Annotated in this window: 19 protein-coding genes and 5 tRNA genes; 7 read left to right on the top strand and 17 right to left on the bottom strand. The window is 41.3% G+C overall.

Annotated elements, in window-relative coordinates; translation table 11 throughout:
• Positions 1-8: 8 nt before the first annotated feature.
• The 4 genes from VRUMOI_RS06055 to gyrA all read right to left on the bottom strand — a co-directional run bounded on the left by VRUMOI_RS06055 (position 9) and on the right by gyrA (position 6,386).
• Entirely contained in the window at positions 9-1,406 is a 1,398-nt protein-coding gene (locus tag VRUMOI_RS06055; RefSeq protein WP_089138736.1) for a di-heme oxidoreductase family protein, read from the bottom strand.
• 52 nt (positions 1,407-1,458) lie between these two features.
• Positions 1,459-2,715, bottom strand: a complete 1,257-nt coding sequence (locus tag VRUMOI_RS06050; protein WP_089138735.1) for an imelysin family protein — start codon at positions 2,713-2,715, stop codon at positions 1,459-1,461.
• Between the two features lie 183 nt (positions 2,716-2,898).
• On the bottom strand, positions 2,899-3,501 hold the full coding sequence (locus tag VRUMOI_RS06045) for a GTP cyclohydrolase II (protein ID WP_089138734.1): 603 nt from the start codon (positions 3,499-3,501) through the stop codon (positions 2,899-2,901).
• 248 nt (positions 3,502-3,749) lie between these two features.
• Complete coding sequence (gene gyrA, locus VRUMOI_RS06040; protein ID WP_089138733.1) at positions 3,750-6,386, bottom strand: DNA topoisomerase (ATP-hydrolyzing) subunit A; 2,637 nt, start codon at positions 6,384-6,386, stop codon at positions 3,750-3,752.
• Between the two features lie 285 nt (positions 6,387-6,671).
• On the opposite strand from gyrA, the gene ubiG reads away from it, so the two are divergent.
• The 4 genes from ubiG (at position 6,672) to yfaE (ending at position 11,683) form a co-directional block, all read left to right on the top strand.
• Positions 6,672-7,382 (top strand): bifunctional 2-polyprenyl-6-hydroxyphenol methylase/3-demethylubiquinol 3-O-methyltransferase UbiG, encoded by a 711-nt coding sequence (ubiG, locus tag VRUMOI_RS06035; protein WP_089138732.1) that lies wholly within the window; start codon positions 6,672-6,674, stop codon positions 7,380-7,382.
• 462 nt (positions 7,383-7,844) lie between these two features.
• Positions 7,845-10,130 (top strand): class 1a ribonucleoside-diphosphate reductase subunit alpha, encoded by a 2,286-nt coding sequence (gene nrdA / locus VRUMOI_RS06030; protein WP_089138731.1) that lies wholly within the window; start codon positions 7,845-7,847, stop codon positions 10,128-10,130.
• Between the two features lie 141 nt (positions 10,131-10,271).
• On the top strand, positions 10,272-11,405 hold the full coding sequence (nrdB, locus tag VRUMOI_RS06025) for a class Ia ribonucleoside-diphosphate reductase subunit beta (RefSeq protein ID WP_089138730.1): 1,134 nt from the start codon (positions 10,272-10,274) through the stop codon (positions 11,403-11,405).
• Positions 11,405-11,683 carry a class I ribonucleotide reductase maintenance protein YfaE gene (gene yfaE, locus VRUMOI_RS06020; RefSeq protein WP_089138729.1) on the top strand — a complete coding sequence of 93 codons (279 nt, stop codon included), beginning with the start codon at positions 11,405-11,407 and terminating at the stop codon, positions 11,681-11,683. Before nrdB ends, yfaE begins: the two co-directional genes overlap by 1 nt.
• Before the next feature lie 87 nt (positions 11,684-11,770).
• Here the strand turns inward: yfaE and VRUMOI_RS06015 are convergent, their stop codons facing one another.
• Positions 11,771-12,523, bottom strand: a complete 753-nt coding sequence (locus VRUMOI_RS06015) for a DUF481 domain-containing protein (protein ID WP_089138728.1) — start codon at positions 12,521-12,523, stop codon at positions 11,771-11,773.
• A 115-nt stretch (positions 12,524-12,638) separates the two neighbouring features.
• The gene (locus VRUMOI_RS06010; protein ID WP_089138727.1) at positions 12,639-13,841 is read right to left on the bottom strand and encodes a CinA family nicotinamide mononucleotide deamidase-related protein; all 1,203 of its coding nucleotides are present in this window, start codon (positions 13,839-13,841) and stop codon (positions 12,639-12,641) included.
• 297 nt (positions 13,842-14,138) lie between these two features.
• Between VRUMOI_RS06010 and VRUMOI_RS06005 the strand changes: the two genes are divergently transcribed.
• Together VRUMOI_RS06005 and VRUMOI_RS06000 are read left to right on the top strand one after the other, a co-directional pair.
• Positions 14,139-14,678, top strand: a complete 540-nt coding sequence (locus VRUMOI_RS06005; protein ID WP_089138726.1) for a glycine cleavage system protein R — start codon at positions 14,139-14,141, stop codon at positions 14,676-14,678.
• A 61-nt stretch (positions 14,679-14,739) separates the two neighbouring features.
• Positions 14,740-15,693 (top strand): bile acid:sodium symporter family protein, encoded by a 954-nt coding sequence (locus VRUMOI_RS06000; RefSeq protein WP_089138725.1) that lies wholly within the window; start codon positions 14,740-14,742, stop codon positions 15,691-15,693.
• Positions 15,694-15,767: 74 nt separating this feature from the next.
• On the opposite strand, the gene VRUMOI_RS05995 is transcribed toward VRUMOI_RS06000, so the two are convergent.
• The 10 genes from VRUMOI_RS05995 to VRUMOI_RS05955 all read right to left on the bottom strand — a co-directional run bounded on the left by VRUMOI_RS05995 (position 15,768) and on the right by VRUMOI_RS05955 (position 25,220).
• A complete protein-coding gene (locus VRUMOI_RS05995) occupies positions 15,768-16,103 on the bottom strand; it encodes a hypothetical protein (RefSeq protein ID WP_089138724.1) in 336 nt (111 codons plus the stop codon).
• Between the two features lie 149 nt (positions 16,104-16,252).
• Positions 16,253-17,383, bottom strand: coding sequence for a carboxynorspermidine decarboxylase (gene nspC, locus VRUMOI_RS05990; protein ID WP_089138723.1), 1,131 nt, complete (start codon positions 17,381-17,383; stop codon positions 16,253-16,255).
• A gap of 165 nt (positions 17,384-17,548) precedes the next feature.
• Positions 17,549-18,793: a carboxynorspermidine synthase gene (locus tag VRUMOI_RS05985; RefSeq protein WP_089138722.1), complete on the bottom strand. Its 1,245-nt coding sequence runs from the start codon at positions 18,791-18,793 to the stop codon at positions 17,549-17,551.
• 106 nt (positions 18,794-18,899) lie between these two features.
• Positions 18,900-21,818: a pyridoxal phosphate-dependent class III aminotransferase gene (locus tag VRUMOI_RS05980; RefSeq protein ID WP_089138721.1), complete on the bottom strand. Its 2,919-nt coding sequence runs from the start codon at positions 21,816-21,818 to the stop codon at positions 18,900-18,902.
• Positions 21,819-22,447: 629 nt separating this feature from the next.
• Positions 22,448-24,259 carry an AMP-dependent synthetase/ligase gene (locus tag VRUMOI_RS05975; RefSeq protein WP_089138720.1) on the bottom strand — a complete coding sequence of 604 codons (1,812 nt, stop codon included), beginning with the start codon at positions 24,257-24,259 and terminating at the stop codon, positions 22,448-22,450.
• A 185-nt stretch (positions 24,260-24,444) separates the two neighbouring features.
• A tRNA-Gly gene (locus VRUMOI_RS19215) sits at positions 24,445-24,534 on the bottom strand.
• Between the two features lie 240 nt (positions 24,535-24,774).
• A tRNA-Gly gene (locus tag VRUMOI_RS05970) sits at positions 24,775-24,850 on the bottom strand.
• 28 nt (positions 24,851-24,878) lie between these two features.
• Positions 24,879-24,965: transfer RNA gene (locus tag VRUMOI_RS05965), tRNA-Leu, on the bottom strand.
• An 86-nt stretch (positions 24,966-25,051) separates the two neighbouring features.
• Positions 25,052-25,127 (bottom strand) — tRNA-Gly (locus VRUMOI_RS05960).
• Between the two features lie 19 nt (positions 25,128-25,146).
• Positions 25,147-25,220, bottom strand: a tRNA-Cys gene (locus VRUMOI_RS05955).
• Between the two features lie 340 nt (positions 25,221-25,560).
• Here VRUMOI_RS05955 and VRUMOI_RS05950 point away from each other — a divergent pair.
• The gene (locus VRUMOI_RS05950; RefSeq protein ID WP_089138719.1) at positions 25,561-26,034 is read left to right on the top strand and encodes a hypothetical protein; all 474 of its coding nucleotides are present in this window, start codon (positions 25,561-25,563) and stop codon (positions 26,032-26,034) included.
• Positions 26,035-26,106: 72 nt separating this feature from the next.
• Here the strand turns inward: VRUMOI_RS05950 and pgsA are convergent, their stop codons facing one another.
• Positions 26,107-26,664 carry a CDP-diacylglycerol--glycerol-3-phosphate 3-phosphatidyltransferase gene (gene pgsA, locus VRUMOI_RS05945; protein ID WP_089138718.1) on the bottom strand — a complete coding sequence of 186 codons (558 nt, stop codon included), beginning with the start codon at positions 26,662-26,664 and terminating at the stop codon, positions 26,107-26,109.
• Positions 26,665-26,680: the final 16 nt, after the last annotated feature.

Raw genomic sequence — 26,680 nt, 5'->3', positions numbered from 1 at the left:
AAGCCTCATTAAAGAGAGTTCAAAAAAGCAACCAACGCATCACGATCTTGTCGATTTAATTGCATCACTCTTTGCTTAGTTTGTTCTGCTTCACCACCATGCCACAAAATCGCTTCCATCAAATTTCGTGCTCGCCCATCATGTAAGAAATAAGTATGCCCACTCACTTCTTGGGTATAACCAATTCCCCATAACGGTGGTGTGCGCCACTCTTGACCATTCGCTAAAAACTCAGGGCGATTATCGGCAAGCCCTGGCCCCATATCGTGTACCAATAAATCGGTGTATGGGTGGATGGTTTGTTCGGAAAGTGATGGCAAATCATCTCGTTTCTCCGTTTTCATCATTGGAAGATGGCAAGATGCACAACCAACCTTATCGAATAACGCTTGCCCCTTTTGAACTTGAGGGTCATCGAGATTACGGCGGATTGGAACCGCTAAATGTTGAGAATAAAATTCAACAAACTTTAAAATCTTATTACTGACTTCGACGCCCTCATCTTGACTGTTGCCATTGGGTAACTCGCCACAAATCGTTTGACGATCGGTGCAATTTTCATCGGGGAATAAGGTACTGGTTAGCCCCATATCTCCATTAAAGGCTGCAGCATCTTGTTGGATTAATGTGGGCTGTCCCGCTTTCCAACCAAACCTGCCAATCTGAGTTGATTGCTTTTGTTTATCCCACACTCGGTTTATTTTTCCAGATATTCCTTCAGCATTTTCTTGTTGCTGTTTAGCGATTTCCACCAAGGTTTGCTCTGACACCGATTCTAATAGCCCAAGCCCAATCATCGGTGGTGCAACACGCGCAGATAACATGGTATCTGGGTGTAATTCACCATAAGCCAACTCATGTAGAATGACTTTAGGCTTTCTTAGTTCGATGGTTTCACCATCAGCAAACCTTACTTTTAAGGTGTTGTAATCAATTCGAATCTTGCCTTCAGGAGCGGCATTAGGAATAGCAAAATCTTCCAATTGATCCCCATAAGTTGGCTCTGGAATCACTCCCGAAAACACAAGCTGTTGTTTTTGCGCCGAGGTCATCGCAGGAATACTCATGCGTACTAGCATCGAAACGGTTTGATCTTCTCCCTTTTCAGGTGGGTGTCCTCGCCCATCTTTAATATGGCAATTCTGGCAACCATTTGTATTCAATAACGGTCCTAACCCATCACGGGCATCTGTCGTTGCGGGGGCTTGCACCCAAGGGTTACGGAAAAAACTATTGCCGACGCTAAAATCTAATCGTTTAGAAATCGATAAGTTATTCGCCGGCATAGAAAAACTATTATTACCTTGTTTATTAGTACTGGTCTCTCCACCGGATTTAACACCATAAGCCACCGCTTGAGTAGAAAGAGTGAAGCAGGTAAAGAGGAATAAAGAAGCAAATTTCATGGTACGTCCTGTACAGGGATCGGGTTGAGATCCCCTGTCCATTATCAAAGATTTAAAACTCGTGATCAGCGTTATCAGGGCTTAAGCTTGTGATCCCAATTAAACTGGCTGCTTTTTCAATCGCTTCCGTCTGTTTAATCAATGAGTTAATCGATGCATTCACTAACGCATGGCCTGATGGGTTATTGGTAGCAATTAATTGATCAAAATGTTGATTATCTTTCTCTGCCGATTCCACTAAGGTGTGGACTTGATTTCGAGTTGTATCAAACTGGGCAGCAATGAGTTGGGCCGCTGTTTTATCTTTTTCTGCAACCAAATCTTTGATACTGGCTCCTTTAACTACCGAACCATCAACTCGGGTATACGTACCGTTAAAAACGTTATAAATCCCTTGTTCATTATAAAAATGAGAATTATGGGTATTATCAGAGAAGCAATCATGCTCATCCTCTGTGGAATTCGCTTCTAGCGCGACTTTCATGCGCTCACCAGCCAGTTCACCCAATGATAAAGACCCCATGCCAAATAGCATTTTGCGCAAACCGTCTTCAGCCGATTGTTGCAACAATTCACTGCGATAATTATCTTTTCCTTGTGCTGCCCATTGGCCCTTCATCCAATTGAGATCTCGTACTAATAGTTCAGCCGCGGCGGCAAGATATTGGGCACGACGCTCGCAATGGCCATTAGAACAACCATCACCTTGAATATAATCAGTATAAGGACGTTCTCCAGCCCCAGCTTGTGTACCATGTAAATCTTGGCCCCAGAGTAAAAACTCAATCGCATGATAGCCAGTTGCTACATTAGCTTCCGATCCTGCTAACTCATTCAAGTTAGCTAATAATTCAGGCGTAATTTTTGAAACGTCAATTTTGTTAGCCCCAACTTGAATGCTTTCATTCGCAATAATATTGGCTTGAGATCCTTCATTACCTAATTCGTGATGATAGCCATTTGCCACATAGTCAATTAGCCCTTCATCCAGTGGCCAGGCATTTAACTGCCCTTCCCAATCATCAACCACTGCGTTACCAAAACGAAATGTTTCAGATTGCTGATAAGGTATGCGTGATGCAAGCCAGGCTTTACGGGCTTGTTCTAATGTTTCAGTCGATGGGGTTTTAATTAACGAATCGATGGAAGTTTGTAATTGTTGAGCTGTGATATAAGCATCATCAAATACCGCATAAGCAATATCTGCATAATTAATAACCACATCCTTTGGTGCTGCGGCTGCATAAGCAGCATGACTACCGAATACAAAACTAGACACGATGATTGTAGAAACGCGTAAATTAAACATAATTCATCCTTGAATAAAACAAACATTAAATGCAAACAATTATCACTTGCATGTGAATTTGAGAATCATACTTATTTACAAAGTTTTTACAACTCCTCTTTGGTGCTTTATTTTGAGAAATATGTCGAAGTGCACAAATAAAAAAGGCCTCTACAATGAGAGGCCTATATAGAATGATTTTCGTTATTCATCAAACTTTAATCGATGCTTACCATGAGAAGCTTTAGCTTTTAAGTAACTTTCATTGCCATGCTTCATATGAACATGAGTTGGTATCACTTCTTCAAGTTCAATACCAAACTCTTGTAATTCTTTCATCTTTTTAGGGTTGTTAGTAATCAGTTTAATTTTCAAAACCCCAAGCGCTTTCAGCATTTGTGCTGCTTCAGAAAAATCACGAAGATCGTCACCAAAACCTAAATGGTTATTCGCTTCATATGTGTTCATTCCTTCGCTTTGTAGTCGGTAAGCATCAATTTTATTATATAAACCGATACCACGGCCTTCTTGACGCAGATACAACAAAATACCGCCCTGCTGACCCATTTTTTCAATGGTCTCATCAAGCTGTTCACCACAATCACAACGAGAGGAATGGAAAACATCGCCAGTTAAGCACTCAGAGTGCATGCGAACTAAAGGTGATTGCGGATTTTTATCTGCTGATTTAAAAATAATTGCGACGTGCTCTTTATCCGTTTTTAGCCCTGTAAAGGAAAGGATTTCAGCGTCAATATCGCTTTTTTTACCTACTTTTAAATCCACTCTGGCTCGAACTTCCGCCATATTCTTTCTCACTTATTCTTATATTTATCCGCTAACTTTTGCCGTAAAAACACCATGCACACGGACAAAAATGAGAGATTAATCACACCGTCTAATTGATATTGTTATACTATAACAACAAATTAACTAATCAAGTAAAAATGTAACTTAAATCTCACCAATCAAGCAAATGATAATTTCATTCATTTTACATATAAAAAAGCCGGAAGCATTCACCTCCGGCTTTATAACATAATATCGTTTAAATATTACTCTTCGTCGTTAGAATCAGCTTGAGTCGCGTCATCAGAATCAGATTCGGGTTGAGAAGCTTCTGTTTCCACAGCATCTACACCCTCTTCTAATTCAATGTCTTCTTCGACTTCTTCGATACGCTGTAGACCTACAACCTTCTCATCTTCTGAAGTACGAATCAGAGTAACACCCTGCGTATTACGACCCACTTGGCTCACTTCTGAAACACGTGTACGAACCAAAGTACCGGCATTAGTGATCATCATGAACTCATCTGCTTCAAGGGCTTGGATTGCACCAACCACTTGCCCGTTACGCTCAGAGACTTTGATCGATACAACACCTTTGGTGCCACGACCTTTCGTTGGGTATTCCGTGATAACAGTACGTTTACCGTAACCATTTTCAGTGACTGTCAGAACATCACCACCATCATTTGACGGTACAATCAATGATACTACTTGGTCGTTATCTGCAAGACGAATACCACGAACACCAGCCGCAGTACGGCCCATTGCACGAACATGCTCTTCACTGAAGCGAACCACTTTACCCTCTTTCGAGAACAGCATGATTTCATCACCACCAGAAGTAATATCGACACCAATCAGTGCATCATCATCACGTAGGTTAACAGCGATCAAACCATTTGAACGAACATTAGCAAAACTTGCTAGAGACGTTTTCTTAACCGTGCCATCACCAGTTGCCATAAAGATAAATTTATCTTCAGCGAACTCATCTACACGTAAGATAGCGGTAATACGCTCGTCTTCTTCTAGTGGTAGGATATTCACAATTGGTTTACCACGGGCATTACGGCTGGCAAATGGTAATTGGTAAGTCTTCAAGCGGTAAGTTTTACCACGAGTTGAGAAGCAAAGAATATTATCGTGAGTATTGGCAACAAGTAGACGTTCGATGAAATCTTCATCTTTCATCTTCGTTGCACTCTTGCCTTTACCACCACGACGCTGTGCTTCGTAATCGCTTAAGATTTGATACTTAACGTAGCCTTCATGAGAAAGCGTGACCACCACATCTTCTTGAGCAATAAGCTCTTCCATATCAATATCATGACTTGCTGCGGTAATTTCAGTGCGACGTGCATCACCAAAGCCTTCACGTACAGCTTCAAGTTCTTCACGAATCACTTCCATCAAGCGCTCAGTGTTCGATAAGATATGAATTAACTCAGCGATTTCATCAAGAAGTGCTTTATATTCATCTAGAATTTTTTCGTGCTCTAAACCGGTTAAACGGTGTAGACGTAACTCAAGAATGGCTTGTGCTTGTTGCTCAGTTAAGAAGTATTGACCATCGCGAATGCCATAATTTGCTTCTAACCAATCAGGACGAGCAGCATCGGTACCTGCACGCTCAAGCATTCCAGCAACATGACCTAAATCCCAACCACGAGCAACCAAGCCTGTTTTCGCTTCCGCAGGCGTTGCGGCATTACGAATGAGTTCGATGATCTCATCAATATTAGCTAATGCTAAAGCAAGCGCTTCTAAGATGTGTGCACGGTCACGAGCTTTACGTAATTCAAAAATAGTACGACGCGTCACCACTTCACGACGGTGATCAACAAAGCATTTCAACATTTCTTTTAGGTTGAATAGCTTAGGCTGGCCATTATCCAGCGCAACCATGTTGATGCCGAACGTTGTTTGTAGCTGAGTTTGTGCATAAAGGTTATTTAGCACCACTTCGCCAACAGCATCACGCTTACATTCAATAACAATACGCATACCGTCTTTATCAGACTCATCGCGTAATGCACTGATGCCTTCCACTTTCTTGTCTTTTACTAGTTCGGCAATTTTTTCAATAACACGAGCTTTGTTAACTTGATATGGAATTTCTGTCACAACAATCGTTTCACGACCATTGGTTTCAACATCGATGTGAGCTTTAGAACGCATGTAAACTTTACCGCGTCCTGTCTTATATGCATCGATAATGCCTTTACGGCCACTAATCAGAGCAGCGGTAGGGAAATCAGGCCCAGGAATATGTTCCATCAATTCATCAATGGTCACATCTTCATTATCAATGTAAGCCAAGCAACCATCTAATACTTCACCTAGATTATGCGGCGGGATATTGGTTGCCATACCGACAGCGATACCAGAAGAACCGTTGACAAGTAAGTTAGGAATTTTAGTGGGTAAAACGGCAGGAATTTTTTCTGTGCCGTCGTAGTTATCGACGTAATCGACCGTTTCTTTATCAAGATCGGCTAATAGCTCATGGGCCATTTTGGACATGCGAACTTCGGTATAACGCATCGCCGCCGCAGAGTCACCATCGATAGAACCAAAGTTACCTTGGCCATCCACAAGCATGTAACGAAGTGAGAATGGTTGAGCCATACGTACGATGGTATCGTAAACCGCGCTATCACCATGTGGGTGATATTTACCGATTACGTCACCAACCACACGAGCTGATTTTTTATAAGGCTTATTCCAATCGTTACCCAGAACGTTCATTGCAAATAAAACACGGCGGTGAACCGGCTTCAAACCATCACGAACATCTGGAAGTGCACGACCAACGATGACAGACATCGCATAATCAAGATATGAACCTTTCAGTTCATCTTCAATATTTACTGGCGTAATTTGTTTAGCTAAATCGCTCATAGAGCCATTATCCCTCTATTCTTTTTGATCGCGTACTTCATTACAAATAGCGATACGCACAAGGTCTAAAAATATAACACAGAAATCCTCAATCAGGCATCTATTTCATGGCAGTTTTAATCAGTTGATGGCCACTTCACGCTTTAACTGCAGAAAAATTGAGCTAGATTCAAATTTATGCTTTTTATCAATCACTTTAACTGGCTCAATTTAAAAGTCAGGATTTTATGACCTTTCTTTTCCTGCTATATTAATTGCATCTTGATGACTTGAAGAATGATCACTATGACAACTAAGCAAAACGTTGATCCTGCAGAAATTAAAAAATTCGAAGATATGGCTTCTCGTTGGTGGGATTTAAATGGTGAATTCAAACCATTACATCAAATCAACCCTCTTCGCTTGAACTTTGTACTTGATAGCGCACAAGGGCTATTCGGTAAGAAAGTCCTTGATGTCGGCTGTGGCGGTGGAATTCTCGCAGAGAGCATGGCCAAAGAAGGCGCTGATGTGACCGGACTTGATATGGGTAAAGAGCCTTTAGAAGTGGCAAGACTTCACGCGTTAGAATCTGGAGTCACGCTGCACTATATACAAAGCACTATCGAAGATCATGCCGACCAATGTCCACAAAGTTACGATGTGGTCACTTGCATGGAAATGTTAGAACACGTTCCGGATCCCCTATCTGTTATTCAAGCTTGTGCTCGTTTAGTAAAACCCGGTGGACACGTTTTCTTTTCTACCTTAAACCGTAATTTAAAATCTTATTTATTTGCGATTGTAGGTGCAGAGCAAGTGATGAAGATCGTACCGAAAGGCACTCATGACCATAGTAAGTTCATTCGCCCATCGGAATTACTCAAAATGGTAGACTCGACTCCACTGCAAGAACAATCCATCACAGGGTTACATTACAACCCACTTACCGACCACTATTCATTAGGCAAAAGTGTGGATGTAAACTATATCATTCATACAAAAAATATCGGTTAATCCTATTTTAACCTTCATATTCGAAGCATAAGAAAACACTGAAAAAAACCGGTGTTTTCTTACATGTTTTTTTATAAAAATGTGCTTGATCACTCATAAATTCAGCAATAAATTTCCGGATCATTTTCTGTTAAAGATCAAGAGAAATATTTTTTCCCTTGGGCATAAATCCATCATATTGGATCCTCTAAATTTCACTAATCAAGGAATACGTAAGTGCATAGGTTAGTGTCTACTTACAGAAAAATTTCTATCCAAACGTTATCCACAAGTTGGATAAAATCCAAATCTTGAAACTCACGTCTTTTCGCACTATCTTGTAACTCATCTGTTGGGCCAACCCAACATATAGTGTTTCACCTTCATCGTAAGGTAGAGCGAGATCAGCATAAAAGCTTGCCAAAAACATAATAATACAATGCGTCAGCTTAGAATTTATCTAGTTTAGGGAACTCATTTCGAATGAACGAACAATTGACAGTCACAAAACGTAGTGGAAAGAAAGAGTCGATCGATCTTGAAAAGATCCATAGAGTGATCACATGGGCAGCGGAAGGACTTCATAATGTTTCTGTTTCTCAAGTAGAGCTTAAAGCCCACATCCAGTTTTACGATGGCATTACTACCTCTGATATTCACGAAACCATCATAAAATCTGCAGCCGACCTCATTTCAGAGCAAAGCCCTGACTACCAATATCTAGCTGCTCGTTTAGCCGTTTTCCACCTACGTAAAAAAGCTTATGGTGAATTTGAGCCGCCAAAACTGTTCGACCATGTTTCAAAATTGGTTGATATGGGTAAATACGATAAGCATTTACTAGAAGATTATACTGCTGAAGAGTTTGCAGTATTAAATAGCTTCATTGATCACAATCGTGACATGAACTTTTCATATGCTGCGGTAAAACAACTTGAAGGCAAATACTTTGTTCAAAACCGTGTAACAAAGGAAATTTACGAAAGCGCTCAGTTTTTATACATTCTCGTTGCCGCTTGCTTATTTGCTAAATATCCTCAAGAAACACGTTTAGACTACATTAAGCGTTTTTATGATGCGGTATCGATGTTCAAAATTTCACTACCAACACCAATTATGGCAGGTGTTCGTACTCCTACTCGTCAATTTAGCTCATGTGTATTAATCGAATGTGGTGATAGCCTAGATTCAATCAATGCGACAGCAAGCTCTATCGTTCGCTACGTTTCACAACGTGCAGGTATTGGTATTAATGCGGGTCGTATTCGTGCGCTTGGTTCGGAGATTCGCAACGGTGAAGCTTTCCACACAGGTTGCATCCCATTTTATAAATACTTCCAAACTGCGGTTAAATGTTGCTCTCAAGGCGGCGTTCGTGGTGGTGCAGCAACCGTGTTCTACCCTATTTGGCACCGTGAAGTTCAGTCTCTATTAGTACTGAAAAACAACCGTGGTGTTGAAGAAAACCGCGTTCGTCATATGGATTATGGCGTGCAGCTAAACAAACTTATGTACGCTCGATTAATTAAAGGCGCAAACATCAGTTTGTTCTCTCCATCGGATGTACCTGGGCTATACGATGCCTTTTTTGAAGACCAAGCGAAGTTTGAAGAGCTTTACGTTAAATATGAAGCCGATGAATCAATCAAACGCGAAACTATCAAAGCGGTTGAGCTATTCTCATTGTTAATGCAAGAGCGCGCTTCAACAGGCCGTATCTACATCCAAAACGTCGATCACTGTAATACTCACAGTCCTTTTGACCCAAGTGTTGCTCCAGTTCGTCAGTCTAACTTATGTCTAGAGATTGCTTTGCCGACCAAACCTCTGCGTAACGTAGATGATGAAGAAGGCGAGATTGCATTATGTACTCTATCTGCATTTAACTTAGGTGAAATCAAATCACTGGATGACTTTGCTGAATTATCAGATCTTGTTGTGCGAGCGTTAGATGCCCTATTAGATTACCAAGACTACCCACTTCCTGCGGCTCGCAAAGCGACCATGAACCGTCGTACTTTAGGCGTTGGTGTCATCAACTATGCTTACTACCTAGCGAAAAACGGCGTGAAATATTCAGATGGTAGTGCCAATGGTTTGACTCACCGTACTTTTGAAGCGATTCAATATCACTTGCTAAAAGCATCGGTTGAATTAGCGAAAGAGAAAGGTGCATGTCCAGCATTTAACGAAACAACTTATGCACAAGGCATTTTACCAATCGACTCTTATAAGAAAGATTTAGATGCCATTTGTGATGAGCCTTTGCATCTTGATTGGGAAACTTTACGTAACGAGATTACCACTCACGGTCTACGTAACTCGACTCTAACTGCACTCATGCCATCTGAAACTTCTTCACAGATTTCAAATGCAACCAATGGTATTGAACCACCTCGCGGATTCGTTTCGGTGAAAGCATCAAAAGATGGGATCTTGAAGCAAGTCGTGCCAGAATACCAAGCACTGAAAGATCAATATGAACTACTATGGCGTATCCCATCAAATGATGGTTATCTACACCTAGTTGGGATTATGCAAAAATTCGTAGACCAATCGATTTCAGCCAACACAAACTACGATCCTAGTGTACAAGCTAACGGCAAAGTACCGATGAAGTTACTGCTGAAAGATTTATTAACTGCCTATAAATATGGCCTAAAAACCCTTTACTATCATAATACTCGTGATGGTGCGAGCGACGATCAAAATGATGCAGCAGCGGTTGTTGAAGAGGATGATTGCGCCGGCGGCGGTTGTAAGATCTAATTAAACATTTGAAATAACGTAGCCTGCCCTGTCGCAGGCTGCTTTCATTCAATCACTACCCAAGTACATAATGCAGTGATCTTTATCCAACATATCACTGCCACATGAATGGTTGTTCAACCGTTCATTTAAGAGGTTAGCATGGCTTATACAATTTTTAATCAGAAGAAAAATGACCAGCTCAAAGAGCCGATGTTCTTTGGCCAGTCGGTTAACGTTGCACGTTACGACCAACAAAAATTTGAGATTTTCGAAAAACTAATCGAAAAACAATTATCGTTCTTTTGGCGTCCTGAAGAAGTTGACGTTTCTAGTGACCGTATTGATTACAATAAGCTACCTGATCATGAAAAACATATTTTCATCAGTAACTTAAAATATCAAACATTGCTTGATTCCATTCAAGGTCGTAGCCCAAACGTTGCCCTATTACCATTAGTTTCTCTACCAGAATTAGAAACGTGGATTGAAACATGGTCATTCTCCGAAACCATCCACTCTCGTTCATACACACACATTATTCGTAATATCGTGAATGATCCTGGCGCGGTGTTTGATGATATCGTTGAAAATGAATTCATTGTAAAACGCGCACGTGATATTGCTCATTACTACGATGAACTGATTCGTTTAACCAATGACTACCATCGTTATGGTGAAGGTACTCATGTTTTAAATGGCGAAACCGTTGAAATAAGACTTCATGATTTGAAAAAGCAGCTTTACCTTTGCTTGATGTCGGTTAACGCACTAGAAGCGATTCGTTTTTACGTGAGCTTTGCCTGTTCATTTGCTTTTGCAGAACGTGAATTAATGGAAGGTAACGCGAAAATTATCAAACTGATTGCTCGTGATGAAGCCCTACATTTAACCGGTACTCAGCATATGCTAAACATCTTACGCAATGGTCAAGATGACTTTAGCTTTATGCAAATTGCAGAAGAGTGTAAGCAAGAATGTTTTGAGCTGTTTAAACAAGCGGCTGAACAAGAAAAAAAATGGGCAGAATACCTATTCAAAGATGGCTCTATGATTGGCCTGAATAAAGATATTTTATGTCAGTACGTTGAATACATCACGAACATCCGTATGCAAGCGGTTGGCCTTGATGCTGCTTATCCTGCTGCCACCAGCAACCCAATCCCTTGGATCAATGCTTGGTTATCATCAGATAACGTACAGGTTGCCCCACAAGAGGCTGAAATCAGTTCATACCTAGTTGGCCAAATCGATAACGAAGTTGGCTCTGATGACTTTGGAGATTTCGAACTGTAATGAAATCAATGCAAATCAATGGTATTACTCAACTAAATATCGACCCACAACAAACTCTGCTAAATGCGATGGAAAAGGCAGGTCTTGAACCTGAATTTCAATGTCGAGATGGCCATTGTGGAGCTTGTAAATGTGAGTTGGAATCAGGTGAGGTGGAATACATTGGATTTGCGTTAGCTTTCACTCATCCTAAAGAAATTTTGCCTTGTATCTGCAAAGCAAAATCGGATGTGGTACTCAAGAATGTTCGATATCAATCAGTAAAGAAAAGAGCATAACCATACTCTTCACTTTATCCATATCAATAAAAAAACGGGCTTGTGAGTTATTCACAAGCCCGTTTTTTATCTCATCCATTAGTATAATTAAAAGTCGTAGCTAATACTCACCGTGGTGTAGATTTCATCATTACTCTTATCTGAAGCAACGTCTGTGTTATACACATATTGAGCATCAAACACTAAAGCAACATCCTCGACTAAAATATTCTTCAAATTAGCGCCAAGAGTATATTTAGTATTCGATTCACCATAATCCACCTCTGCATCGCCTCCAATCGATAACGTATCCGTCACCTTGGTTTTAGCATTTAAGAAGCCATTCGCCGTAATATCTTCGGATACTTGACCTGGATGATCGACATCATCGGGTTGACGTTCACTCCGGCGATAACCCGGCCCTCCACCAATATTCACTTTTGTGATTTCAGTGTCTACTAATGCCCTTTCAATACCTGCGGTAACGGAATAAACATCACGATAAGTTTCGTACTGATCATGTTCATATCCATTATCAACAAACGCTTTATACTTTTCTGCGATTTGATAAGACACTTTATAACCTAGCTCGTATTTATTGGTACCATCATCCTCTGAATCAGACGTTTTCGTATAATAACTACTACCCGAGAAATCGTGGGTCCATTTCTCTTTTTCATACTTCAACCAACCACCAGTATTGAGAGAGGTCGACGTTGTTGAAGCATTAGAATACAAAAAACCAAGCTTGGCCCCACCACTAAACTGCCCTTGTTCTAGAGAGGTTGCATCATCAGAAGCAAGAGCAGGCATAGCAGAAAATAGCAGCACAAAAGAAGAGAGATAAAGAGTTGATTTCATGCGAAGCACCTTTTGTTAAATATGCGTAAACAGTATTTAAGTTCGATGTCACATTTGTCATGTAATTGTTATGTAATTAAAAATTACTCTCATTTGGCGATTTTATCACCGAAGATCAACCTTCAATAAAAGCTAAGCGGTCGAAGTGACTGAATGTCGCCAACATATTCGTTTGTTGCAAGTACCTTCTCACCATATCCAGGATCACGGTAGACAGTAAAATTTGTTGGGATTTTAGTGGATACTCCCGTGCAAATGAAACCTGTTGAGCAAAATGATATTCAGCAGAAATCAAAACCAAAGCGATACTTTGATCTTCCATTTTAAAACTACCAACAACAATGGCCGATTGGGTATCTTGGCGGTATTCATCTGAAATCAGTAATGCATCTTGTAGTTCTGATAATGGTTGAGCCTGATTATCGACCACACATTGTACAAACTGTTTTTGCGCATTGACATCCAATGACAACCCTCGAGCAACTTCCCCACCAGTCACTTGCTCAAGTGCTGAAATATGAATTTGATTTTGTTCAAGTAAATGCCCAACTGCCCCGATTAAAGGCTGATTAATCGAAAGCGTAAACTCCGCTAATTCACCACTAATAATCTCAATCACTTGTTCAATATTGACGTCTTGATAAGGGCTGAATATTTTCACCTCAATAAACGGCATGTAAGAGCGATAACCAAGGCTGAACCCCTTTGGTAACACTACCGATTTTAAACGATCAGCAATACCAGATTCACCAAGACCAAAGGTATAAAGCTTATTACATTCCAACCTTTCTACGTTGGGAAAGCGTTGTTTTAGACGCGGCAAAATTTCATCCATTGTCATACGCTTAAATTCAAAAGGAACGCCGGGAGTGAAAAATATTACCGCGCCATTGAGTTCAATGCTAAATCCACACGCAGTCCCTACTGGGTTATTAATCATTTCCGCGCCAGCTGGCAGCATCGCTTGCTTATCGTTACTTGCCGCCATTGGACGACCTAAACGAGCAAAGTAGTGAGTCATAATCTCTAACCATTCTTGATGAAGCTCTAACTCCACACCAAGAGCGTTAGCCGCGGCTAATGCGCTAAGGTCATCGGTTGTTGGGCCCAACCCACCATTCACAATCACCACATCACTTTTTAAGCTTAATGCTGTAATTTCGCTTTCTAATTCATCTAACTGATCGCCAACCGTACTTCGGTAGTGAATCGCAAACCCTTGTTCAAAAAATAATTCCGATAACCATGAAGCATTGGTATCGACAATATCACCATGCAACACTTCTTCGCCCGTGCTGAGCATTGATACTTTGACCATTTCTCGTCCTTATCTGTCTATTCTTTTTATGAAATGATTGAAACATAACTATACCCAAGTCACCTCAAGATGCGAGTATCAGCAACAATAAAACAGGCTTTAGACAAAGCCAATTGAATGATCATAGTCATTCTATCTCTGTTCTATTTAACATCGCCTAAAGGCTTAGATGATGACTCTGAATTATGAATCTTTGAAATCGCTTGGGTATAGTGAACTTTTAGTGCTTTATTCTTAATCAATCATTCTTATCTATACTAAAATGATCTTAAGTACTTCACTGATAATGAGGTTTCCATGACAAACAAGGTTCTCTTCATTGCCAATATTTCTGGCCATGCTACTCCTCAAACACTACAACACCTTGCACACGTTACTCATAAACATGGTGGTAGTTGGATTATTAGTAAAATTAATTATCTCGATGACCAAGTTGCAGGATTAATTAAAATTGAGTGCCCAGAATCAAGTCTAGAGATGATTCAAACAGCGTTTGACGAAGCCCCAGGCTTACAAGCTCATTTTGTGCAATCTCAAGAAATGAAACACGCCGAAGATGATGTTTATGAATTACGTTTTGATAGCCAAGAACAAGCAGGAATCATTAAAGAACTCACTCACATCTTAGAGCGAGAACGCGCGAATATTTTAAGTATTGATACTCAGCGTCTATTTCTCGCAGGTGAAAATGGCATCAACGCAAATCTCTTTACATCGCAATTTAGCATTACCATTCCGGAAGACACCAGCATTAAAGATGTGATTGCAGAACTAGAAGCTATAACCCAAGGCACTCGAGTAATTGATGTAACATCAATATTGTCTAAAAAAGAGTAAAATTCAAACGTGACAAAAATGTTAAATATGGCATTCTGGGCTTCTAAAAAAGGAGAACAAAATGTTACGGACGATTACTCAATTATTCCCTGTATGGGCAATTTTAATATCTATCTTGGCTTATCTGCAGCCAACCATTTTTCAGCCATTAAAGTCATATATTGTGCCTTTATTAGTTGTAATTATGATGTCAATGGGCCTGACACTAAAAGCCAGTGATTTTGCGAATGTTGTTAAGCAAAAGTTGGCGGTTACTATTGGGATCATTTTACAATTTACGGTTATGCCGTTTGTCGCATTGTTGATCAGCTATGTTCTAGGATTCAGCCCAGAACTTACGATAGGTATGGTGCTTGTTGGAAGTGTCGCCGGTGGTACCTCATCCAATGTCATGTGTTACTTAGCTAAAGGTGATGTGGCACTTTCTATTTCTATGACCGCTATTTCAACATTACTGGGTGTAATACTTACGCCATTTCTGTCTGAGCTTTTAGCCGGACAAGCTGTAGATGTACCAGCAGCGGCAATGCTCATGAGCCTTGTGAAAATTGTATTACTACCGGTCGCCGTGGGCATCTTTATTAATCAGTTCTTCCACAATGTCACACAGAAGCTCGATTCAATACTGCCTTTAATTTCAATGGCTGCGATTGTGATGATTATTGGTATCGTTATTGCGCTTAATGCATCTCAATTTGCCTCTATTGGCCCAATCATCGCACTGGCTGTGGTTTTACATAATGGATTTGGCTTATTGGCTGGATATTGGGGGTGTCGATTATTAGGGTTTAACGAAACGATCTCTCGTACGATTGCATTTGAAGTCGGTTTACAAAACTCTGGACTTGCAACCGCACTTGCAATGAAATTCTTTACCCCTGCGGCCGCCATGCCGGGAACGTTATTTTCACTTTGGCATAATATTTCAGGCTCTATCTTAGCCGGTTATTGGTCGAGAAAAACGGTGAAAGATAACTCATCAGTAAAAGCCCAGACACACATCGAAAACATCTAAGCTTTTGACCATGAAGCGATCTTATTAGCCAATACGACCAAGGACTTCGTAAACACCATGCGAAGTCCTTCCTCTTAATGTCCTAAGGCTGAAAGGTCAAACTCTAGCTCACCTGAACCCAGTACAGTAAACGTCACTTTATTTTTATCACTGCCTTTTAAATCCGTATCCGTACAACCGCTAAACACAAACCAATCATATTGATACGTGAGCGAATAACGAGTATCACCTAAGTAACTCACTGATATGATTTGGATGCCATTATCATTGAGCGCCCTTGGATCTATGTAGTCAAGATTCGGAATTAATTGATGCTCAATTTTATCTTGGTTCTTTAACAAAAAATTTTTCAAGATAATGGCAAACGCTTCCCCATGAGAATCAATCGCACCGGAATACATCATTTTCATTAAACACTTCCCTTTTAAAAACAGATATCCTCGACACCCTACCGTTAAGAAAACAAAAAAGCCGCGATGTCTGTTTACTTTCAGTATTTCACTTAAGTAAACAAGCAGCGCGGCTTAACATTACCGTTTTTTACGCGTTAATCACATGGTTATTTAACCGACCATTGAGACAGAGAACGTTTGAAATCCTGATAATCAAATTCATTCAACTTTTGAATCTCACCATCGCTGCGCTGACAATACACGCTTGGCATTTTCAGGCCATTAAACCAATTTAATTTCACCATAGTGTACCCTGCACTATCGAGAATATGCAGGCGCTGACCTATCTTTAATGGCTGCTCAAACTTAGCCACACAGAATTGATCGCCGGCCAAGCAAGAGCAAGAACCAATAACATATTCATGCAGCCCTTCGTCACTAGACTCACCAATAGAAGCTGGTTCATTGTAGATGAGCGTATCTAAACGGTGCGCTTCGGTGGCTGAATCCACAATTGCGGTCTTCATACCATTTTCCACAATATCAACCACCGTTACGACTAAATCGGCTGTCTTAGTAATGATGGCTTCACCCGGCTCAAGATATAACTGAACCGCGTGTTTTTCACTAAATTGCTTGAGCGCTTGAGCTAATTTCTCAACCTCATAACCCGGCCAAGTGAAGAAAACCCCACCACCAAGGCTAACCCAATCTAGCTTATCTAAATAGTGACCAAAACGTTCTGAAATGCTATCAAGCAAAGCAATGAAATCATCCGCCGATTTATTCTCACAGTTCATGTGGAACATCACGCCATCAAGATCATCAAAAACCTCACTAGAAAGCTGCGCTGCTTGAACCCCTAAACGAGAGAATTGACGCGCAGGGTCCGCTAGGTCTTGCCCTGCACGGCTCACACCCGGATTTAAACGAACACCAATAGACGCTTTACCTTCCACAAGATGACGATAGGCTGTTAACTGACTTAATGAGTTAAAAATCATCTTATCGCAGATATCGGCAACCTCTTTCACATCTTGTTCGCTGTAACCCACACTGTAAGCATGAGTCTCTCCGCCAAAGGTTTCGTGGCCTAATTTCACTTCATAGGGACCACTACTGGTTGTGCCATCCAGATAAGGCTTAATGATGTCAAATACGCCCCACGTCGAAAAACACTTCAGTGCTAAGACCAATTTGACGCCACTTAACTCTTTAAGCTGCTTTGCGATTTCAAGGTTACGAATCAACTTTGATTCATCAATCATGAAATAAGGAGTTGGAAGGTTGTTAGACATAGATAATTCCATAAAACGATTCTCGAGCACTGCGTTTCTCGTATCTAGAATGCGATGCTTCTCGAAAAAGATATAAGACAGCCATAACGAATGCTATGGCTGTTCTTACTAATTGAGTCTGCCAGCGGTACTCGGGTAACGAAACACGAGCAACGCGATACGACTTTACTTTAGAATATTAATCTTCGGTTGGCCTGGCTCTAGCTCTTGAACGTGCCAATCTAAACCAATTTTTGGCATGGTTTCTAGGAACATATCAGGATCTAATTGCTCCATGTTAAACACACCGGCTTGATTCCATGAGCCATTGAAGTATTGCAGCGCAGCGGTAATCGCTGGCACACCGGTTGTGTAAGCAATCGCTTGATGCTCAACATCTTCATAGGCCACTTCATGGTCAGCATTGTTGTAGATAAACACGCTACGTGCTTTGCCATCTTTTGTACCTTGAACCCAAGTACCAATACAGGTTTTGCCTGTGTAGCCCGGTGCAAGAGACGTCGGATCGGGCAATAATGCTTTTAATACTTTTAGCGGTTCAACCACTGTACCGTCTTGTAAAGTAATGGGATCAGGGCTTAATAGACCAATGTCCTTCATGCAATTGAAGTAGTTTAAGTAACGGTCACCAAAGCCCATCCAGAATTCGATACGTTTTGCTGGAATGAATTCTTGCATTGAACGAACTTCATCATGCGCCATTGAGTAGACTTTAAACTCACCGCAATTTGGGAAATCAAACTCAAGCATACGAGTGTGACAAGGAACTTGTTTCCAGCTGCCCTCTTCCCAGTAGAAAGAATCACCTTGGATTTCAAGCATGTTTGTTTCTGGGTCAAAGTTAGTGGCAAATTTCTTACCGTGATCACCCGCGTTCACATCCATCACATCAATGGTGTCAATTTCATCAAATAGATGCTTCACAGCATAAGCTGCAAACACACTTACTACGCCCGGATCAAAGCCAGCACCTAAAATACCAGTGATGCCTGCTTCCGCGAATTTTTCACGAAATGCCCACTGTGGATCGTAAGCTTCAGGCACTTGTTGACCTTCACTGCATAAATCTACGGCTACCGATGTATCAAGGTAAGATACTTTAGCTTGGTAGCAGGCTTCCATGATTGTAACATTCACCCATGGAGGCCCAGCATTGATCACGAGATCAGGTTTTACTTCATTGATAAGCGCTACTAAAGATGCCACATCATCAGCGTCTACAAATCGTGCTTCTAATTTTTTAGATGGGTCTTTAAGGTTATTTTTACCTTTAATCGACTCGATGATTTTTTCACATTTCGCAATCGTGCGAGAGGCAAGCGTAATATCACCGAGTACATCATTGTTTTGAGCTGCTTTGTGAGCCACAACCCAACCAACACCACCTGCGCCAATTTGTAAAATAGACATCTTTAAGTCACCTTCCTTCTTGAGGGTTAATAGATTACTTCTCTTTTAATAGAGCAATAGAAATAAACGTAGGCAGCTTTAGCTATAAAGCCGCCTAACATAGAGATTAATGCGTTAAAGCATTTTCCGCCGTTAACACTTGAGCCAACTCAGTCACATCATTCAATAATGCTTCAAAATCATTCAAGGTTAGGCATGGGTTCAAAATAGTAAATTTCAGCGCCGCTTTACCATCGACAGTCGTTTCACCTAGTACCGCTACACCACGAACTAAAGCTTCAATACGAATTTGACGGTTTAAGTCATTTAACTCCTGTTCACTCAAATTAGCGTTGCTATAACGCATCAATACCGTTGATAGTGCTGGCGGGGCTAATAGTTCAAACGCGGCATTATTGGCTACCATTTGTGCCACTTCATGGGTTTGTTCGATCAAGTGGTCGTACATTTCACCGAGTGCTTGAGTACCTACGCTCTGCATCGTCATAAAGACTTTTAACGCGTCAAAACGACGTGTAGTGGCCATTGATTTATCGACTAGATTTGGCAGTTCATCGGTTTCACGGTTTAAGTAATCGGCATGGTGCAATAAGTATTTAAAGTTCGCTTTGTCTTTCACCAGCACCGCACCACAACTGATTGGTTGATAAAATAACTTATGGAAGTCCACACTAATTGAAGACGCACGCTCAATACCGGTTAAGCGATGTTTATGGCTACTTAGAATTAATGCACCACCGTATGCCCCATCCACATGGAACCAAATATCGTGCTGCTCAGCTAAATCGGCCAAAGTATTGAGATCATCAATCGCACCGTGATCGGTTGTACCCGCAGTGCCCACCATCGCAAATGGAATTAACCCATCGGCTTTCAGTTGATTTAATGTTTCAGTCATTGCATCGGTATTGATCGTGCCATCGTTGTGGGTATCCACACACACGACTGCGGCTTCACCTAGGCCCATTAATGACGCTGTTTTTTGCACCGTGAAGTGAGATTTCTTCGAACATACAATACGTAATTTATCGGCGTAATCGGGTAGACCGAGCTTTTGGATCGAGTGCTGGCTTAATTTATCGGCAATCCAATCACGAGCTAACAATAGGCCCATTTGGTTGCTTTGCGTACCACCACTGGTAAACACACCATCGGCTTGCTCACCCATGTTGTAACGCTCACATAACCAATCCACCACACGTTGCTCAACATAAGTCGCAGCAGATGCTTGATCCCATGAATCCATCGACTGATTCAAAGAGGCAATCATGGCTTCAGCGGCAATCGCTGGCACTAATGGTGGCGTGTGTAAATGTGCAATGCAATTTGGGTGCTGCACAAAGATCGAATTCTTCGCCACTAAATTGGTGGTGCTATTGATCACTTGTTGTAAATCACTATTACTTGAATCCAAATTGACCGCTTCAATCTGCGCTTTTAGCAACTGTGGATCGATACCTGAATAAGGTTTATCTACCGCTTCAAATACCGCTTTCATCGCTTGGGTTGTTTGGTTCATCGCTTTTTCAAAACTGTCTGCGCCGTGTGCGCCAGTTTGAATGAAGTGCTGCTGCCAATCTTGATGTGAGATGGCTTCTTTGGTTGGGTCAATCCCCCCGCCCACGGCAATGATCGCCTCTTTTAGGGTTTTCAAAGCAAAATCAATCTGCTCAAAGCTGATAATCACAGGCGGTAAGAAACGCAATACCGAACCGTCGCGGCCACCTTTTTCAATCATCAAGCCACGCTCTAATGCTGCGCGTTGAATTTTTAAAGTTAATGCCGAAGCAGAAGCTGGCTCGCCAAATTTATTCAACTCACCATTAGGCTGTACGACTTCCGCACCAAGCATCAGACCTTTACCACGTACCTCAGCAATGCAACCCACTTCCTGTTGAAGCTTTTCTAACCCTGCACGCAAGTATTGACCCGCCACTTTGGCATGTTCAACTAAGTTATCACGTTGGATGATTTCTAACGCTTTCGCACCAGACACCATCGCTAATTGGTTACCACGGAAAGTCCCTGTGTGTTCACCTGGATTCCAAGTATCGATTTCTTTGTTAAATACTAAAATCGACATAGGCAGGCCGCCACCAATCGCCTTTGATAAACAAAGAATATCCGGTGAAATGCCCGATTCTTCAAAGGCAAAATTGTAACCGGTTTTTCCGACACCACATTGGATCTCATCAAAGATCAATAGGATGCCGTGTTCTTGGGTGATTCGGCGTAATTCACGTAACCAAAATGCTGGAGCGGGAATAACGCCGCCTTCACCTTGTACTGGCTCAACAATAATGGCCGCAGGCTTTTGAATCCCGCTCTCATCATCGTGTAGCATACGCTCAATATAACGAATATTTTGTTTCGCGCCTTCTTCACCACCCAGACCAAATGGGCAACGTAGGCTATATGGGAAAGGCATAAAGTGAACATCTGACATCAAGCCAGTACGACGTGCTTTCGTGCCTAAGTTCCCCATCATGCCCATGGTGCCATTGGTCATACCGTGATAAGCACCACGGAAGGCAATCATGGTATTACGGCCAGTTGTTTGCTTAGCCAGTTTAATTGCCGCTTCAACCGCATCGGCGCCCGATGGACCACAGAATTGAATCACTGAGTTTTCAGCAAAATCCGCAGGCAGGAATGATTTAACTTGCTTGATAAAACGATCTTTTGCTGGCGTCGTAATATCTAAGGTTTGATAAGGTAGACCCGTATCAAGTTGTTCTTTTAATGCTTGGTTTATTTCTGGATGGTTGTAACCCAATACCAAGGTGCCCGCACCGGCAAGACAATCTAAAAACAACTGGCCACGCGTATCTTCAACTAAAGCACCATAGGCACGCTTAATTGCGATAGGCAAACGGCGTGGATAAGAACGAACCGCTGATTCATGCTGTTCTTGATCGAGTAATACTTGATCAAGGGCAAGATCATACACACCATCTACGTATGGAATATTTGTGGTAAATGGTGTTTGAGCTGAATTAAGCTCAAAGTCAAAAGCAGTGGTCATTTATAAACCCTTAAAAACGGTATAGATATTAAATACTGGCAGAATTAACCGCCAAACCGACTTCAATGAAAATAAGTCATTACTTCAAATTGAAGACACTAAACGCCTCCCTTGTTCACAAATAAAATTGCAAACAATAGGCGAGAAATGCAAAAAGCAAATCAGAAATTAGCGAATATAAATCACGGTTCTGTGATGTTTGAAGTACGGCGACTTAACGGAGTACAACTATAACTAGTTGAACTCGTAATATGACAACGTTCCATCGTGCGCAAAAAGGCCACAATTGAACGATTAAGATGAGTAAAGCTGATTTTTAAAATCTGGATTAATGTTTTCAAAGTTGGGCTTCCTATAACAATGCGGATGTCTTTCGCACCGGTTCCCGTCTACTGATTAACTCGATGTTAACAGTACCTACTCATACGTAATGGCACAATCAGCTTGAATGTCCTTACGCGTATCCCCCTAAGGTAACGCTACCCCTAATCAATTATTAGGTTTAACCTTGAGATTGTGGCGGAAAATAACACAAAAATTATTTTCAACGCAAACAATTTTAAAGGGAGAAATAAAATTAATTATTCCTCCCCTTTCATCACATCATGAAGTTGTTGATTTTAATCTCATTACGACTTCTTCGCCGCGTACATTGCCTGGATTTCTTTTTTGTATTTTTCGTAAATCTTTTTACGACGCAGTTTCAATGTAGGGGTAATTAAGCCTTCTTCAATTGAAAATTCTTTTGGTAATAAGGTGAATTTTTTAATTTTTTCAAAGCCGGCTAATTCTTTTTGTAAATGCTTCAGCCTTTGCTCAAAATGCTCAACCACATGGCTATGCTTCAATAACTCCAATGGCGACTCATAATGAATACCTTTCTCTTTCGCCCAAGTATCTAACGCTTCAAAAGCAGGAACGATTAACGCAGTCACATAATTTTTCGCATCAGCAACAATCGCAACTTGTTCGATGAAAGAACAGCTGCCAACTTTGCCTTCTACACGTTGCGGAGCAATGTATTTACCATTGGAGGTTTTCATTAATTCTTTAATACGATCGGTAATGTATAAATTACCATTTTCATCAAACTGACCGGCATCGCCCGTTTTTAACCAACCATCTTCAAATGTTTCTGATGTATCTTCAGGGCGGTTGTAATAGCCTTTCATGACAATATCACCGCGGATCAAGATTTCGTTATCTTTGCCCAACTTCACTTCAGTTTGACTTAATGGTTGACCATTTGAGCCTGTCACGCGGTTATCTATAGTATTGCAGGTCACTGTTGCGGTAGTTTCTGTCATACCATAGCCACATAACACTGGAACATTGATCGCATGGAAAAAACCGGCAACATCGGCATCTAGCGCCGCACCACCACAAGGCATAAACTTCAAGCGACCACCGAGTGCATTTTGTAATTTACTGAAGACAAGTTTCGTCGCCAGTTGATTTTGCCACTTAAGAAAAACATTTGATGAATGACGACCTTGGTTAGCTTCAAATTGCTTCTTACCTACCTTCATCGCCCAAGCAAAGATCAGTTGTTTAACTTTGCTGCCTTTGGTTACTTGTTCTTGGATTGCGCTGTACACTTTTTCTAAAAATCTTGGTACTACGCACAGAGTATTGGGCTTAGTCGCACTGATCGCTTGTTTAACACGATTGGTATCTTGCAAATAAACATTTTTACCACCGCGCGCTAATACATAGAATGACCAACTACGTTCAAACACATGGCTCAATGGAAGAAATGCTAACGAAGTATCACCCTCTGTAAAGCCTAATACTTCATCATGCTGAGCAATCGTAGAAGCAAAATTGCGGTAATCTAACATTACACCTTTAGGATCACCCGTGGTACCCGATGTATAAATCAAGGTTACAAGATCATCAAGATTCACCTGCTCGATTCGCTCTGCTAGCGATTGAGACTGTATGGTATCTATTTTGAAGTTATCACCCAGCAATTCATCTAGGTGCCAATGTTGAGGACGAGCCTTTAAAGTCACCGTACGATCAAACACCACGATAGATTCAATACCCGGTAGTTGCTCTTGTAACTCACATGCCATTTGGTATTGCTGAGCATCATTTACAAACAACACCTTTACTTCGGCATCATTTAAAATAAATTGTGCTTGTTCAAGCGTACTGGTTGGGTAGATAGGCACAACCACAGCTCTCGCCTTTAAACTCGCCAAATCGGCATAAGTCCATTGTGGGCAGTTTTGTGAAAGGATAGCGCATTTATCTTGGATAGAAACACCAAGCTTAATTAACACTTTTGCCAATTTATCAGTTTGCTCTTCAAGTTTCTGCCAAGTTACAAGATTCCAAGGAGCCTGAATTTCAAAGCCTTCCAACGCAATTTGATCAGCACGTTGTTGAGCTTGGTGTTTAAACAAACGGATAAGATGATAAGCATCAAGAGACATAATTTCTTCCAGTTGAGCGTACAGATGTTTCTGTTTGGCGCGATTTTACCTCAAAGCACCCAAAAAGCGAAACACTTGTAAGCTCAGTAAAAAAACAATTAACTACTCAAGAACATCCGACTAACTTTATGAGCATCGATTGAAACGCAAAAAAGCCCCAGCATTTCTACTAGGGCTTTCTTATTTGGAGCGACACACGAGGTCCCCTGCTTTTACGAACTAGGCGTGACCTCAACCTTGGCAAGATTGCGCTCTACCAGCTGAGCTAGTGTCGCTGAAGAACTCGAACCTCGAAATCACTTAATTTGAAATATAAGAAAGCCCCAGCATTTCTGCTAGGGCTTTCTTATTTGGATCGACACACGAGGTTCCCTGCTTTTATGAACTAGCCGTGACTTCAACCTTGGCAAGGTTGCGCTCTACCAGCTGAGCCTGTGTCACTGAAGAACTCGAATCTCGAAATCACTTAATTTAAAATGCAAAAGCCCTAGCATTTCTGCTAGGGCTTTCTTATTTGGAGCGACACACGAGGTTCGAACTCGTGACCTCAACCTTGGCAAGGTTGCGCTCTACCAGCTGAGCTAGTGTCGCATTGCTACATAATGTAGACTTTTATAGATGGTGCCCCGGGCCGGACTTGAACCGGCACAGCGCGAACGCCGAGGGATTTTAAATCCCTTGTGTCTACCAATTCCACCACCAGGGCACGCAATTCTTTATTGCGATGCCTTAACTGAAAAGTTAGAACACCATCTGATATCGATTCTTTAAAAGAGTCCATATCGCAAAATTTGGAGCGACACACGAGGTTCGAACTCGTGACCTCAACCTTGGCAAGGTTGCGCTCTACCAGCTGAGCTAGTGTCGCTTTGTCTCAATCAAGATAATGGAGGCGCCTCCCGGAGTCGAACCGAGGTCCACGGATTTGCAATCCGCTGCATAGCCACTCTGCCAAGGCGCCTTACCTTGAGAAGAACTTAACTCTTTCGAATTATGTTGCGTTCCTCTTGAGTACGGGATGGCATTTTACGGATTCAGCCAAGCACGTCAACACTATTTTTCAATTTTTAAATCGTTTGTCTATTTTGCAGTCAAAAACCGATATATCGCACATTTTACAGGCTAACTTTGCCGATAATTTTAGCAAAATTTATCCATGAAAATGGATTGAATAATTTCATAACCACTTCAAATTCCGTGAGAAGCCCATCAAAAGACAATGCTAGCCACTATGTTTTATTGAAGAGCCATCTTATTCGATACATGCTGTCATTTATTAACATTGTTTTATGAGGTGTACAATGTCATTTCAACCGGGAAATATTGTTTGGTTTCAGTATGAGGCATTGAAGTCTACGTTTGCAATTTGTAGTTTTAACAATCAGGCGATCTATTTATGCCCAAAGCAGAAAAAAGTCATCGAAACTGGAATTACCGATAAACAACCACATTTACATACCGAACAAGCGAGTAATCCAGCCTTAGCTTTGCAGATTGCTTATAAATATAAAGGACTAGCGGGCCGTTTGTTTAACCATTCAAGCAGCCACTTTATCGGCAGTCTTTTCGATCCGAGAGCAGAACCTAAAATGGTTTTTGACTTTTTAGCCAAAGCACTTGGTAATGGTGCAATGCTTAATGCTGATCGAAAAGCGATTATGGCAGTCAGTACAAACGAATCCGCACGTTTAGCCTTAAGCTCTACAGATGAATTCCCAGTGCAAAATAAGCAGATCTGGGCTTGCCTACAAAAAGGCATTCGTTTCTATAGCTAGTTTAAGTTTAAACCCGCCAGATAAAGAAAGCCCCGCAGAGTATGCGAGGCTTTCGTTATTCAATAAATAAAATTAATTATTCTCACCGGCAAGCAAGTCACCTTTCGCAGCTTTTAAATATTGATACATAGACCAATACGTTAGAGCGGTTGCAACATATAAAGCAACGTAACCTAGCCATACCATCCAATCGTCATAACGCCAAATTAATACCCAAAGCGCAAACATTTGTGACAATGTTTTCCACTTACCAATCCAAGAAACAGCGACACTTGCTCGTTTACCAATTTCAGCCATCCATTCACGCAATGCTGAAATGATGATTTCGCGAGCAATCATGGTCGCAGCCGGAATAGTAATCCAAATGGTGTGATAATGTTCAGTGATTAAAATCAGTGCCGCGGCGACCATTACTTTATCAGCGACCGGATCTAAAAAAGCACCAAAACGAGACGTTTGGCCTAATTTCCTCGCCAACACCCCATCGAGCCAATCGGTAAACCCTGCGACCCAAAACACCATTGCAGCAGCAAACGGAGCCCATGAATAAGGCAGATAGAAAACGGCAACGAAAACAGGTATTAACGCAAGCCGAAGTAAAGTTAAAATGTTTGGTATTGTAAATCGCATAATTACGTCTCTTGGA

It is taken from the genome of Vibrio rumoiensis, from assembly GCF_002218045.2.
Lineage (GTDB): Bacteria > Pseudomonadota > Gammaproteobacteria > Enterobacterales > Vibrionaceae > Vibrio > Vibrio rumoiensis.
This window is presented reverse-complemented; position numbering and strand designations above follow the sequence as displayed.

What these genes read in the sequence shown, in the direction of transcription:
- VRUMOI_RS06055 (WP_089138736.1), bottom strand. Translation starts at nt 1,406, where the DNA reads ATGAAATTTGCTTCTTTATTCCTCTTTACCTGCTTCACTCTTTCTACT.
- VRUMOI_RS06050 (WP_089138735.1), bottom strand. Translation starts at nt 2,715, where the DNA reads ATGTTTAATTTACGCGTTTCTACAATCATCGTGTCTAGTTTTGTATTC.
- VRUMOI_RS06045 (WP_089138734.1), bottom strand. Translation starts at nt 3,501, where the DNA reads ATGGCGGAAGTTCGAGCCAGAGTGGATTTAAAAGTAGGTAAAAAAAGC.
- gyrA (WP_089138733.1), bottom strand. Translation starts at nt 6,386, where the DNA reads ATGAGCGATTTAGCTAAACAAATTACGCCAGTAAATATTGAAGATGAA.
- ubiG (WP_089138732.1), top strand. Translation starts at nt 6,672, where the DNA reads ATGACAACTAAGCAAAACGTTGATCCTGCAGAAATTAAAAAATTCGAA.
- nrdA (WP_089138731.1), top strand. Translation starts at nt 7,845, where the DNA reads ATGAACGAACAATTGACAGTCACAAAACGTAGTGGAAAGAAAGAGTCG.
- nrdB (WP_089138730.1), top strand. Translation starts at nt 10,272, where the DNA reads ATGGCTTATACAATTTTTAATCAGAAGAAAAATGACCAGCTCAAAGAG.
- yfaE (WP_089138729.1), top strand. Translation starts at nt 11,405, where the DNA reads ATGAAATCAATGCAAATCAATGGTATTACTCAACTAAATATCGACCCA.
- VRUMOI_RS06015 (WP_089138728.1), bottom strand. Translation starts at nt 12,523, where the DNA reads ATGAAATCAACTCTTTATCTCTCTTCTTTTGTGCTGCTATTTTCTGCT.
- VRUMOI_RS06010 (WP_089138727.1), bottom strand. Translation starts at nt 13,841, where the DNA reads ATGGTCAAAGTATCAATGCTCAGCACGGGCGAAGAAGTGTTGCATGGT.
- VRUMOI_RS06005 (WP_089138726.1), top strand. Translation starts at nt 14,139, where the DNA reads ATGACAAACAAGGTTCTCTTCATTGCCAATATTTCTGGCCATGCTACT.
- VRUMOI_RS06000 (WP_089138725.1), top strand. Translation starts at nt 14,740, where the DNA reads ATGTTACGGACGATTACTCAATTATTCCCTGTATGGGCAATTTTAATA.
- VRUMOI_RS05995 (WP_089138724.1), bottom strand. Translation starts at nt 16,103, where the DNA reads ATGAAAATGATGTATTCCGGTGCGATTGATTCTCATGGGGAAGCGTTT.
- nspC (WP_089138723.1), bottom strand. Translation starts at nt 17,383, where the DNA reads ATGTCTAACAACCTTCCAACTCCTTATTTCATGATTGATGAATCAAAG.
- VRUMOI_RS05985 (WP_089138722.1), bottom strand. Translation starts at nt 18,793, where the DNA reads ATGTCTATTTTACAAATTGGCGCAGGTGGTGTTGGTTGGGTTGTGGCT.
- VRUMOI_RS05980 (WP_089138721.1), bottom strand. Translation starts at nt 21,818, where the DNA reads ATGACCACTGCTTTTGACTTTGAGCTTAATTCAGCTCAAACACCATTT.
- VRUMOI_RS05975 (WP_089138720.1), bottom strand. Translation starts at nt 24,259, where the DNA reads ATGTCTCTTGATGCTTATCATCTTATCCGTTTGTTTAAACACCAAGCT.
- VRUMOI_RS05950 (WP_089138719.1), top strand. Translation starts at nt 25,561, where the DNA reads ATGTCATTTCAACCGGGAAATATTGTTTGGTTTCAGTATGAGGCATTG.
- pgsA (WP_089138718.1), bottom strand. Translation starts at nt 26,664, where the DNA reads ATGCGATTTACAATACCAAACATTTTAACTTTACTTCGGCTTGCGTTA.